This is a genomic window from Ruegeria sp. BHSB056 (assembly GCF_059613305.1).
In genome coordinates this window covers 46,296-58,438 of record NZ_JBXWSG010000016.1, presented here as the reverse complement: position 1 = coordinate 58,438, position 12,143 = coordinate 46,296, and the positions used below count along the sequence as shown (strand labels likewise).

Genomic DNA, 12,143 nt, shown 5'->3' with positions numbered 1-12,143 from the left:
GACCCTGACACCCGTCGAGCTGTTGCGGCAAAACGCTCCGGCCACCCGTCCCATAATCGCCCTCAGCGAAGGCAACGACCCCCGCATCACAAAAGGGGCCCTCAACGCGCAGAGGGCCAATCTGGCCGATATCATTCTGGTTGGCCCGTACGCCGAGGTCGAAGCAGCCCTGAAAGATCAAGGGGCTGCTGCCTCTCGGGGCGTTGAGATCCATGACCCCGAGACTTCGGACCTGACCGAAGAATTTGCCCAGACCTTTTTTGAACTGCGCCGGCATAAAGGCGTCAATCGGGCCAAGGCCCGTGCTGCCGTTGAAACACCCCCCGTCTATGCCGCCATGCTGGTGCGCAGCGGACGCGCCACCGGCACTGTAGGAGGGGCCGTTCACACGACCGGCGATATTGTCCGCGCAGCCATCCAGGTGATTGGCATGGCCCCCGATGCAGGAATGGTGTCGTCCTTTTTCCTGATGTACCCGCCGGAAAACACTCAGCCCGGGGCGCGGGCGATGCTGTATTCCGATTGCGGGCTGGTCATCAATCCGACCGCGGGCGAGCTGAGCAAGATCGCCATCGCGTCCGCCACATCGGCCCGGACGCTGCTGCAGGTCGATCCAAAGATTGCGATGCTCAGCTTTTCCACCAAGGGCAGCGCCAAGCATCCCGACGTGGACAAAGTGATCGAGGCCACTGAGGCGCTGCGTCAGGCCGCGCCAGATCTGAACGTCGACGGTGAACTGCAATTTGACGCCGCCTTTGTACCTTCGGTTGGCGAGCGTAAATCACCGGGTTCGTCTGTCGCCGGGCAGGCCAACGTGATGATCTTTCCCAACCTTGATGCTGGCAATATCGGCTACAAAATCACCCAAAGACTGGGCGGCTACACCGCCATTGGTCCGGTCTTGCAGGGGCTGGCCAAACCCGCCAACGACCTGTCCCGCGGATGCAGCGCCGAGGATGTGACCCAGATGATCGCCGTGACCGCGCTACAGGCAACTGGACTGTGACACTTAATTTTCGCACCGTTCCCGGAACGATGTTCTAAAGCACCGAGGAAACTGACAAAATCCTCCTGACATAACCAACTGGACCCGCAAATGACCCATCAGCAGCCGATCCTTGATACGTCACCGAAAGTCTCGGACGAAATCCGCAGGACCACCTGCTACATGTGCGCCTGCCGATGCGGCATCAACGTCCACATGAAAGACGGCAAGGTTGCTTATATCGAAGGCAATCGCGACCACCCGGTGAACAAGGGTGTCCTGTGTGCCAAGGGATCCGCCGGGATCATGCAGGTCAATGCCCCCTCGCGCCTGCGCAAGCCACTGAAACGGGTCGGCCCGCGTGGCTCGGGTGAATTTGAAGAGATCAGCTGGGACGAAGCGCTGGAACTGGCGGTCAGCTGGCTGGAGCCAATCCGCAAAGACAACCCGGAAAAGCTGGCCTTTTTCACCGGACGGGACCAAAGCCAGAGCTTCACCAGCTTCTGGGCGCAAAACTTCGGAACCTGCAACTATGCGGCGCATGGCGGCTTTTGTTCGGTCAATATGGCTGCGGGCGGCATTTATACGATGGGCGGCGCATTCTGGGAATTCGGCCAGCCTGATTGGGACCACACCAAGCTGTTCATGTTGTTTGGCGTGGCCGAAGACCACGACTCCAACCCGATCAAAATGGGTATTGGCAAGATCAAAGCGCGCGGTGCACGTGTTATCGGCGTCAACCCTATCCGCAGCGGATACAACGCCGTCGCTGATGATTGGGTCGGCATCACACCGGGAACTGACGGGCTGTTCATCCTGTCATTGATCCATGTGCTGATGAAAGCCGGAAAGATCGATCTCGACTATCTGAGCCGCTACACCAATGCCCCGGTTTTGGTGGACGCGTCCGAAGGCGCCGGAAACGGCCTGTTCCTGCGCGACGATGACGGAAAGCCTCTGGTCATCGACCGGAATACAGGCAAGCTGACGGCCTTCGACACGCCTGGCGTTCGCCCGGATTTGTCAGCGGTCTACGAAAACGACGGTGTCGTTCATCGCCCTGTGTTTCACTTGATGGCGGAAAAATACCTGTCCGAGGAGCACGCGCCCGAAGCTGTTGCCGAAAAATGCGGTATTCCCGCCAAGCGCATTCGCGCGATTGCTTCGGAACTGGCGCGCGTCGCCTTTGACGAGGCGTTCGAGCTGGATCACGAATGGACCGATTTCCGGGGCGAGAAACACACCAAGATGATTGGCCGCCCTGTTGCGATGCACTCGATGCGTGGCATTTCGGCTCATGCCAATGGTTTCCAGACCTGCCGCGCGCTGCACGTGCTGCAAATCATCCTGGGCACGGTCGAGGTTCCCGGCGGCTTCCGCTTCAAGCCCCCCTACCCCAAACCGGTCGAGGCGCACCCGACACCGCATTGCAAGGTGACGCCCAACTCGCCCTTGGATGGCCCGCATCTGGGGTTCGTCCGCGGTCCGGAACACCTAGCGCTGAAGGAAGATGGCAGCCCCGCACGGATCGACAAGGCGTTCACCTGGGAAAACCCGATGTCCAGCCACGGGCTGATGCATATGGTGATCTCGAACGCACATGCGGGCGACCCGTACAAGATCGATACGCTGTTCATGTACATGGCCAATATGTCGTGGAACTCGACCATGAACACCAAGGGTGTCATCGAGATGCTGACGGACAAGGATGAAAACGGCGATTACATTATCCCGCGCGTCATCTATTCAGACGCCTATTCTTCCGAGATGGTGGCTTACGCGGACCTCATCCTGCCGGATACTACTTACCTCGAACGCCACGACTGTATCTCGCTGCTGGATCGCCCGATTTGCGAGGCGGATGCGGCCGCTGACGCCATCCGCTGGCCTGTGATCGAACCGGACCGTGACGTGCGCGGGTTTCAGTCAGTATTGATCGATCTCGCTAACCGCATGAAGCTCCCGGGTTTCACCCATGAAGACGGCAGCGCAAAATGGGTCGATTACGCCGACTATATCGTCAATCACGAACGCAAGCCGGGTATTGGCCCGCTGGCCGGATTCCGCGGTGAAAACGCCGACAAGGAAGGGCGCGGAGAGGTCAACCCGGATCAGTTGAACCGCTATATCGAAAACGGTGGCTTCTACGTGGCGCATATCCCGCAAGGCGCTGATTACTACAAACCATGGAATACAGCCTATCAGGACTGGGCCGTGGGCATGGGGCTCTATGACAGCCCGCAGCCATACCTATTCCAGCTTTACTCCGAACCAATGCGCAAGTTTCAGCTGGCAGCCGAAGGCCATGGCGACCGACAGCCGCCTGATCATCTGCGCCAGCGGATCAAAGACACGATGGACCCGCTTCCGATCTGGTACGAAACCGACCAGCACGGCAACGACGGCTTCACTGTCAACGCGCTGACTCAGCGCCCGATGGCGATGTATCACAGCTGGGGCACGCAAAACGCCTGGCTGCGGCAGTTGCACGGGCGAAACCCGCTCTATGTTCCGACCAGGCTGATGCGCAAGCATGGGCTGAGCGACGGAGATTGGGCCAAAGTCACATCCCCTCATGGTGAGATTACGGTCCCTGTGATGGAAATGGCCGCGCTGAACGACAACACCGTCTGGACATGGAACGCCATCGGCAAACGCAAAGGTGCCTGGGCGCTGCAAGAGGACGCGCCGGAGGCCACAAAAGGTTTCCTGCTGAACCACCTGATCCACGAACTGCTGCCGCCAAAAGGCGACGGGCTACGCTGGGCCAATTCTGACCCCATAACTGGTCAGGCCGCATGGTTTGACCTGAAGGTGAAAATCGAAAAGGCAGACGCCCCCGCCGATGCCCAAAGCCAGCCTCATTTTGACCCGATCAAATCACCGGTCGGAACTGGCCCCGAAAATCTGGCGTGGAAGGTGGGCAAATGACCCAGATCCGCACTTCATCTGGCCACAAATATCCCGGGGGTGAATTGAGCCACAGGCTCAAGAGGGGGCTGGCCCCCTCACCCATCCTCAACAGCACAGGTATCCTGACATGACCCAGCTACCGAACTCAACCGAGCGCAAGATGGGTCTGGTGATCGACCTGGACACCTGCGTTGGATGCCATGCCTGCGTGATTTCCTGCAAGGGCTGGAACACGGAAAATTATGGCGCGCCACTGTCCGATCAGGACGCCTATGGTGCCAACCCGTCGGGCACTTTCCTGAACCGCGTGCATTCCTACGAGGTGCAACCGGCGGAAGGGCACGCGCAACTGATCCATTTCCCTAAATCCTGCCTGCACTGCGAAGACGCGCCCTGCGTCACCGTCTGCCCGACCGGGGCCAGCTACAAGCGGGTCGAAGATGGCATCGTGCTGGTTAATGAAAGCGACTGTATCGGGTGCGGCCTGTGTGCCTGGTCCTGCCCCTATGGCGCGCGTGAACTGGATAAGGCCGAGGGGGTGATGAAGAAATGCACCCTCTGCGTCGACCGGATCTATAACGAGAACCTGCCCGAGGTGGACCGGATCCCCTCCTGTGTCAGAACCTGCCCGGCGGGCGCGCGGCACTTTGGCGATCTGGGTGATCCGGACAGCGACGTCAGCAAGCTTGTTGCGGAACGCGGCGGAATGGACCTGATGCCCGAAATGGGCACCAAACCCGTCAATAAATATCTGCCGCCGCGCCCGAAAGACACGGTGGAAGACCAGATCGACATCCTGGCCCCCCTGTTGGCACCTGTCGCTGAAGAACCCAAAGGGTTCCTTGGCTGGCTCGACAAGACGTTGGAGAAACTCTGATGCATCCCGCACCCTCCGTCATCCTCTTCACCACCCTGTCCGGTCTGGGTTTCGGCCTGCTGTTCTTTCTTGGCCTGGGGTTTCCGGCTGTCTCGGGTTGGGTGGCTTTTGTGTTCTTCGCCATTGCCTATGGTCTGGCCGTCGGAGGGTTGATGGCCTCGACCTTCCACCTCGGCCACCCGGAACGGGCCTGGAAGGCTTTTACCCAATGGAAAACCAGCTGGCTTAGCCGTGAGGGCTGGTGTGCCGTGCTCGCTCTGGTCGTCATGGGACTTTATGCGATTGGCGTAGTGTTTCTGGATCGGCATTGGAGCCCACTGGGTTGGGTCGGAGCGTTGATGTCACTGGCGACCGTGTTCACGACTTCGATGATCTACACGCAACTCAAGACCATCCCGCGCTGGAATATGAACCTGACCCCTGCCATGTTTCTAAGCTTCAGCTTGGCGGGTGGTGCGTTGCTGGCTGGCCAGACACGTGTTGCTATTCCGCTTCTGCTGATCGCCGCTTTGGTTCAATTCTTGTATTGGAAGAAAGGCGACAAAGCGCTGGAGGCATCCGGAACGGATCTGGGCACGGCGACAGGTTTGGGTAACCGGGGCACAGTCAGAGCCTTCGAGCCACCGCATACCGGTACCAACTATCTGCTGCGTGAGTTTGTTCATGTGGTCGGGCGCAAACATGCCGAAAAGCTACGGGTGATCTCGTCTGTATTGGCCTTTGCCCTGCCGGTTCTGTTGCTGGTCCTGCCATTTAATCATTTCCTGGCCCTGCTAGCCGTGGCATCGCATCTGGCAGGTGTCGCGACCTCGCGCTGGTTGTTCTTTGCGCAGGCTGAACATGTCGTTGGGCTTTACTACGGTAAGCGTTGAGGGGGCTCTGCCCCCGCCGCCGCAAGCCGCGGCTCCCTCGGGATATTTTTGGCCAGATGAAGTCTGGATCCTGAAAATGAAAAAGGCGGCGCTCAGTATTCGAGGCCGCCTTTTCCTGTTTCTGAAGACCGGGTCAGATGAGGCCTGCGTGTGCCATTGCAGCATCAATCGCGGCCTTTGTGCTGTCTTCCAACTTTGTCAGAGGCGAGCGGACTTCGGTGCTGCAAAGACCCAGTTTGCTGAGTGCGTATTTGGCGCCGACCAACCCGGGTTCGATAAAGATCGCTTCGTGCAGCGGCATCAGCTTGTCCTGGTATTCCAGTGCCTTTGCATAGTCACCCGACAATGTGGCCTGCTGGAATTCAGCGCAGAGCCTGGGGGCCACGTTTGCGGTGACTGAAATGCATCCGACGCCGCCATGGGCGTTGAAGCCAAGTGCGGTGGCGTCTTCGCCGGACAGTTGGCAGAAATCTGCGCCGCAAGTTGCACGCTGCTGGCTGACACGCGCCAGATCGCCCGTCGCATCCTTGACCCCGACAATACGCGGCAACCGGGCCAGTTCGCCCATGGTGACAGGGGTCATGTCGATGACCGATCGTCCGGGAATGTTGTAGATGATGATCGGAATATCCGCAGCCTCGTGCAGGGCTTGGAAATGCGCGATCAAGCCGCGTTGAGTCGGCTTGTTGTAGTAAGGTGTGACAACCAGCGCCGCATCGGCACCAACTTTTTCGGCGAAATGAACGAACCGGACGGCTTCGACCGTGTTGTTCGACCCGGCACCGGCAATAACCGGCACACGGCCAGCAGCCGTTTTGACCACTTCTTCGATGACCGTTTCGTGTTCGTCATGGCTGAGCGTCGGGCTTTCGCCGGTGGTTCCAACAGGCACCAACCCGGTCGAGCCTTCGGAGATCTGCCATTCGACCAGATGTTTAAGCGTCTTCAGGTCCAACTCGCCGTTGTTGAACGGAGTGACGAGGGCTGGCATCGAGCCTTTGAACATGACACGCTCCTTAAGGTGCATTTTGCAGTTTTTACGCCGCGGCCTCTCACGTTTCCAGCTTTGTGAGTTGATCCCGGCGGCGCAGGGTTTATCCTCACAGGCTCTATCCTCGGTTGGTTGGGAAATGCAAGGGATGACACGCTTTCTGGCACTGTTGACTGGTGTGATTCTATACGCAGCGGCGACACCGCAAGCCGCACGCGCGGACGCGGCCGGTGATTTGCGCGCTGGGCTTTATGAAATGCGCAAGGGCGACTGGAACGCGGCGCTGCGCGTATCGGGCCAGCGCGGCTCGGTCTCGCGCGATGTCATCGTCTGGCACTGGTTGCGTGAGGGGTTTGGCAGCTCGGGCGATGTGCTGGTGTTTCTCGAACGCCGCGCGGACTGGCCCGGTCTGGATTGGCTGCGCCGCAAGAGTGAGCCGGTCTTTACCGGGGCCGATCCGGACAGGGTTCTGAAGTTTTACGCTGGCTTGCCCCCTCAGACTGCTGAAGGCGCGCTGAACTATGCGGTGGCCCTTAAGGCCAAAGGACGCATTGGCGAGGCGGAAGCCGATATCGTGACAGCCTGGCGTACCATGCCGATGGGGTCGGGGTTGCAAAAGGACTATCTGGAGAATTTTGCCAAACTGCTGAAGCCGCACCATGCCGCGCGGCTGGACCGGATGCTGTGGGATGGCCATTTGGTCAGCGCAGAACAGATGCTGCCCCTGGTCACCACCGATGAGCGCAAGCTGGCCGAAGCGCGAATTGCGTTGCAGAAACGCCAGTCGGGCGTAGACGGCAAGGTGGCGGCGGTGCCAAAGTCGCTGGCAGATGCGCCGGGGCTGGCATTCGACCGTTTTGTCTGGCGCGACAAGAAAGAACTGGATGACAGCGCCGTCGACCTGATGCTGGCACGTTCAACCGGACCGGAGGCCCTAGGCGAGCCTGACAAATGGGCCGAGGGACGCCGCCGTCTGGCCCGGCTCGAGATGCGATCGGGGCGGGCAGCGCGTGCTTATGACGTGGCCGCCAAGCACCATATGACCCCGGAAATGGGATATTCCTATGCGGATCTGGAGTGGCTGGCCGGGTTTCTGGCCCTGCGCAAGCTGAATGACCCTGCCACAGCCGTGCGACACTTCCAGAATTTTTCGAATGCCGTGCAATCGCCGATCTCGAAAGGGCGCGGCGGCTATTGGCTGGGGCGGGCTTACGCCGAGCTTGGGGACGCAGACAAAGCCTATGAGGCCTATGCGATGGGCGCGGATCATCAGACCTCTTTTTATGGTCTTCTGGCGGCGGAACGGATCGGACGGCCATTTGACAAGGAACTGGCCAATCCGCGTCGCGCCCCGCATTGGCGTCAGGCAGATTTCGCCGATTCCAGCGTTCTGGAAGCCGGGCTGCTGTTGCTGAAGGCCGGAGAAGACAACTTGTCCGAGAGGTTCCTGACGCATCTTGTCGAAGGTCTTGACCCTGTGCAGGCCAATCAGTTGGGCGACCTTGCGATCGAGCTGAAACAGCCGCATCTGGCCGTCATGATCGCCAAGCGGGCAGCGACCACGGGCACAGTTTTGCCTGCGGCCTATTACCCGGTTCATCCTGTAGCCGACATGCGTCTGCCAATGGCCAAGGAAATGACGCTGGCTATCGCACGGCGCGAAAGCGAATTTGATCCGGTTGTCGTCAGCGGCGCGGGTGCGCGCGGCCTGATGCAAGTGATGCCTGCAACAGCCAAGCTGGTGGCCGGAGAACTGGGGATACTCAGCGGCCACCAGACCGGTCGGTTGACGTCGGACTGGCAATACAATGCCAAGCTTGGCGCCAACTATCTTTCGGGCCTTGCGACCGAGTTCAACGGGAATGTCGTCATGATGGCAGCCGGATACAATGCCGGTCCAAAGCGCCCGATCTCGTGGATGGAGCGCTATGGTGATCCGCGCACCGGCGAGGTGGATATCGTAGACTGGATCGAGACCATTCCGTTCAATGAGACGCGCAATTATGTGATGCGCGTGACCGAAAGCCTGCCGGTCTACCGCGCCCGTCTGGGGCAGCCCGCCCTGCCGGTTCCGTTTTCGCAGGAACTGATCGGATCATCGCTGGCGGCGTTCGCGCCATAAGGTAAACAGCCCTGCGGCCACAACAATCGCTGCGCCCGCGACAACTTCGGGGCGCAGTTTTTCACCAAAGATCGAAATCCCCAGAATCGCGCTCCAGACCAGGTGGAAATAGGCGAAAGGTTGGACGGCGCTGGCTTCGGCCATCTCATAACACTTGATCAGCAGCCAATGCCCGGTTGCCCCGCTGACGCACAGCAACGCCATCCAAAGCCAGTCGCTGCGGGCCATTGGCTCCCAGAACCACATCCCAAACAGGGTCATGGCGACGGCGCCAACGACACCGGTCCAGAAAAAGCTGGTGGCCGTGTTGTCCTGGCGCGCGACATAGCGCGTCAGCAGGCCATAGATCGCAAACAGAAATGCCGAGATCAGCGGTATGACGGCCCAAGGATCAAAAACACCAACGCCCGGCTGCAGAATGATCAGAACGCCAATGCAACCAACGCCGATTGCAACCCAGCGCCGCCATCCGACCTTTTCGCCCAGAACCGGACCGCTCAGCGCGGCGACAAGCAGGGGATAGCATATGAAAACGGCCATACTGTCGATCAAACCGAGCACTGTGAAACCGAACACGGCGACGCAGATCTCGGTGGCCAGCAGCAGGCCCCGCAATATTTGCAACCCCATCTGGTTCGTCTGCATGGCTGCCCTTAACCCGCCTGAGGATCGCGCCGCCAGTGCAATGACAAAGGCCGCGAAGAACCAATAGCGGATCATCACCACCATGTAGGTGTTATAGGTTCCGGCCAAATGGCGTGAGATGCCGTCCTGCAAGGCAAAGACAATCGTCGCGCCCACCATCAGCGCGATACCCGCACCTGCATTGTTTTTCTGCGTCATGCCTTGAGCGCCCGCGTCATGTGCCGCTTGCGGCCATAGCCGGATGTACGGGTGACGGTGAAACCGGCATCCTGAAGCCCGCGTCGAACAAACCCGGCGGCCGTATATGTGGCTGCCGTGCCATCGGTGGCGGTGTGCGCCGCCACTTTCTGCATCAACTCTGCCCCCCACAATTCAGGGTTCTTGGCCGGAGAGAACCCGTCGAGGAACCAGGCGTTGGCCATGCCTGCCCATTGCGGCAGGCTGTTGCGCGCATCGCCGATGATCACTTCGCATTGAAGGGTTTCAAGATTGCAGGCGCAACCTGTCCAATGGGCCAGAAACCGGCTGCTCCACGGGTGCAACTCGGGGAAGGCCCCAAGCGCGCGACGCATATCATCCGTGGCCATGGGAAAGGCTTCGAAACTGGTGAACCGAAGTGGCCCTGTTTGGCCGGATCTCTCCCATTCGGACCAAACCGTCAGCAGGTTCAGACCGGTGCCAAAGCCCAACTCGGCAATATGAAACCCCGGCGCAAAGCGTTCTGGCAGACCATTGCCTGCCAGAAACACATGGCGCGTCTCTTCCAGCCCGTTCTGCAAAGAGTAATAGGGATCGTCGAAACGGTCCGAGACCGGTATCTGATCCTCGGTCCACGTCAATTCGGCATGCTGGTCTGCCATCGGGGAATCCTGTAGCTAAGCGGCGCGACACTGAACAAGGAAAAGGGAATTGGCAATGGTCGATGTGACGGTTCGCGGGGCGGGAATTTTCGGCCTGTCCATCGCTTGGGCCTGCGCCCGGCGGGGCGCGAAGGTACAGGTCGTCGATCCTTTTGGACCTGGTTCCGGGTCCAGTGGCGGTCTGGTGGGGGCCTTGGCCCCGCATGTGCCCGAAAACTGGAATGCCAAGAAAGCTTTTCAATTCGACAGCCTGATCATGGCCGAACCCTTTTGGCAACAGGTCGAGGGTACCGGCGGCGTTTCTCCCGGCTACGGGCGGCTGGGCCGTCTTCAACCCATTCCTGATACCCGAAGCCTGGATCTGGCCCGGCAGCGCGAAGGTTCAGCCGATCAGCTTTGGCAGGGGCAGGCAGAATGGCGGGTGATCAGCACATCGCAGGCCGGATCGTGGTGCCCGCCCAGCCCCACAGGCTTTGTCATTCGCGATACGCTGACGGCGCGCATGCATCCCCGGCGGGCCTGCGCCGCGCTGGTTGCAGCCCTTGAGGTCATGGGTGTTCACGTTGTCGCAAACGCAGACGACAGGGGGCAGGTTGTCCACGCCACGGGCCTTGCAGGATTACTGGAACTGAACGACGCCTACGGAAAGACCGTCGGAAACGGTGTCAAAGGTCAGGCCGCCCTGTTGCGCTTTGATGCAGGAGAGATGCCACAGCTATTCGCGGATGCGGTCCATATCGTGCCGCATGCGGACGGGACGCTTGCAATCGGATCAACGTCCGAACGGGACTACGACGACTCGACCAGCACAGACAGTGCTTTGAACGATGTCATAGACCGAGCCACGCGTGCGCTGCCGCTTTTGCACGGGGCCGAGGTGATCGAACGTTGGGCCGGGGTGCGCCCCCGCAGCAAAAGCCGCGCCCCGATGTTGGGCCTGCATCCATTGCACCAGGGCCAGTTCATCGCCAATGGCGGCTTCAAGATCGGCTTTGGCATGGCTCCGAAAGTTGCCGAGGTTATGGCCGATCTGATGCTGGAGGACCGGGATTCGATCCCCGATGACTTCCGCCCCGAAGTCTCACTGTAATAGGGCCATAGCCTTCATGCATTGCCGCCCGTCCGGGCCGCGCACCCACATGTCCTGACCGTTCCGGCACAGCTGTGCAGTCTCGAAATGCATCAACGGTGAGGTCGCACGGAAAGAAAACGACTTGAGTGGTCCGCCAAGATCAACTGCAAACAGCATCAGAAGCTGCGCCAGAAGTGGCCCGTGCACAACCAGCCCTGCATATCCTTCCACATCACGCGCATAGTCCAGATCGTAGTGAATGCGATGGCCGTTGAAGGTCAGCGCCGAATAGCGAAACAGCAGGGTGGAATTAAACTCGACCGCGCGGATATCCGTTTCATCCGTGCGCGATTGGGGCGGCGCCGGAGTCATCACACCCGGTGCGGGGTCTTCACGATAAACAAGATCCTGCCACTCGGTCAGACAAAGTTGGCCGCCTTGCCGTATCTCGTGCCGCAACGTGACAAAACCCAACGGGCCGGACCGCCCCGCTTTTGCGCTTTGGTTTTCAAGAACCGATGTCCTGTCAGCAGGGACACCCGCGATCAGCGGTGCATGAAATTCCAATTGCCCACCGGCCCACATTCTGCGGGGCAATCCCATATCCGGGATCAGGCCACCCACCTTGGGATGCCCATCCCGCCCAAGCGCGGCAGGTGGTTGCGGCGCCCAGAAATAGAGTTGATGGAAGAATGGCGGCAGAGTTGAGCCTTTGGCAATAGTTGGCTCAGAGCCCAACGCAACCTGAAACGACGCGGCACGGGCCGGGTCAAGGATATCGCTTTGACGCTGTTCCAACATATGGG

At 59.8% G+C, this 12,143-nt stretch carries 10 protein-coding genes; 6 read left to right on the top strand and 4 right to left on the bottom strand.

Annotation, left to right across the window (positions count from 1 at the left end; translation table 11 throughout):
* The 4 genes from pta to AC2FND_RS06425 all read left to right on the top strand — a co-directional run.
* Positions 1-1,006, top strand: a 1,006-nt coding sequence (gene pta, locus AC2FND_RS06440) for a phosphate acetyltransferase (protein WP_496768640.1), incomplete at its 5' end; no start/stop codon positions are given.
* Between the two features lie 90 nt (positions 1,007-1,096).
* Entirely contained in the window at positions 1,097-3,916 is a 2,820-nt protein-coding gene (locus AC2FND_RS06435) for a molybdopterin oxidoreductase family protein (RefSeq protein WP_496768638.1), read from the top strand.
* 109 nt (positions 3,917-4,025) lie between these two features.
* The gene (locus AC2FND_RS06430; RefSeq protein ID WP_496768636.1) at positions 4,026-4,775 is read left to right on the top strand and encodes a 4Fe-4S dicluster domain-containing protein; all 750 of its coding nucleotides are present in this window, start codon (positions 4,026-4,028) and stop codon (positions 4,773-4,775) included.
* A complete protein-coding gene (locus AC2FND_RS06425; protein ID WP_496768634.1) occupies positions 4,775-5,647 on the top strand; it encodes a dimethyl sulfoxide reductase anchor subunit family protein in 873 nt (290 codons plus the stop codon). The genes AC2FND_RS06430 and AC2FND_RS06425 overlap by 1 nt, the downstream gene beginning before the upstream one ends.
* 133 nt (positions 5,648-5,780) lie before the next feature.
* Here AC2FND_RS06425 and dapA read toward each other — a convergent pair whose 3' ends face one another.
* A complete protein-coding gene (dapA, locus tag AC2FND_RS06420) occupies positions 5,781-6,653 on the bottom strand; it encodes a 4-hydroxy-tetrahydrodipicolinate synthase (RefSeq protein ID WP_496768632.1) in 873 nt (290 codons plus the stop codon).
* 133 nt (positions 6,654-6,786) lie between these two features.
* On the opposite strand from dapA, the gene AC2FND_RS06415 reads away from it, so the two are divergent.
* On the top strand, positions 6,787-8,760 hold the full coding sequence (locus tag AC2FND_RS06415; protein ID WP_209598320.1) for a lytic transglycosylase domain-containing protein: 1,974 nt from the start codon (positions 6,787-6,789) through the stop codon (positions 8,758-8,760).
* On the opposite strand, the gene AC2FND_RS06410 is transcribed toward AC2FND_RS06415, so the two are convergent.
* Together AC2FND_RS06410 and mnmC2 are read right to left on the bottom strand one after the other, a co-directional pair.
* Entirely contained in the window at positions 8,734-9,603 is an 870-nt protein-coding gene (locus AC2FND_RS06410) for a DMT family transporter (protein WP_496768630.1), read from the bottom strand. The two genes, AC2FND_RS06415 and AC2FND_RS06410, sit on opposite strands and share 27 nt — an antisense overlap.
* A complete protein-coding gene (gene mnmC2 / locus AC2FND_RS06405) occupies positions 9,600-10,265 on the bottom strand; it encodes a tRNA (5-methylaminomethyl-2-thiouridine)(34)-methyltransferase MnmC2 (protein WP_496768629.1) in 666 nt (221 codons plus the stop codon). The genes AC2FND_RS06410 and mnmC2 overlap by 4 nt, the downstream gene beginning before the upstream one ends.
* A 55-nt stretch (positions 10,266-10,320) precedes the next feature.
* Between mnmC2 and AC2FND_RS06400 the strand changes: the two genes are divergently transcribed.
* Entirely contained in the window at positions 10,321-11,355 is a 1,035-nt protein-coding gene (locus AC2FND_RS06400) for an NAD(P)/FAD-dependent oxidoreductase (RefSeq protein ID WP_496768627.1), read from the top strand.
* Here the strand turns inward: AC2FND_RS06400 and AC2FND_RS06395 are convergent.
* Entirely contained in the window at positions 11,347-12,138 is a 792-nt protein-coding gene (locus AC2FND_RS06395) for an HTD2 family dehydratase (protein ID WP_496768626.1), read from the bottom strand. The two genes, AC2FND_RS06400 and AC2FND_RS06395, sit on opposite strands and share 9 nt — an antisense overlap.
* Between the last annotated feature and the right edge of the window lie 5 nt (positions 12,139-12,143).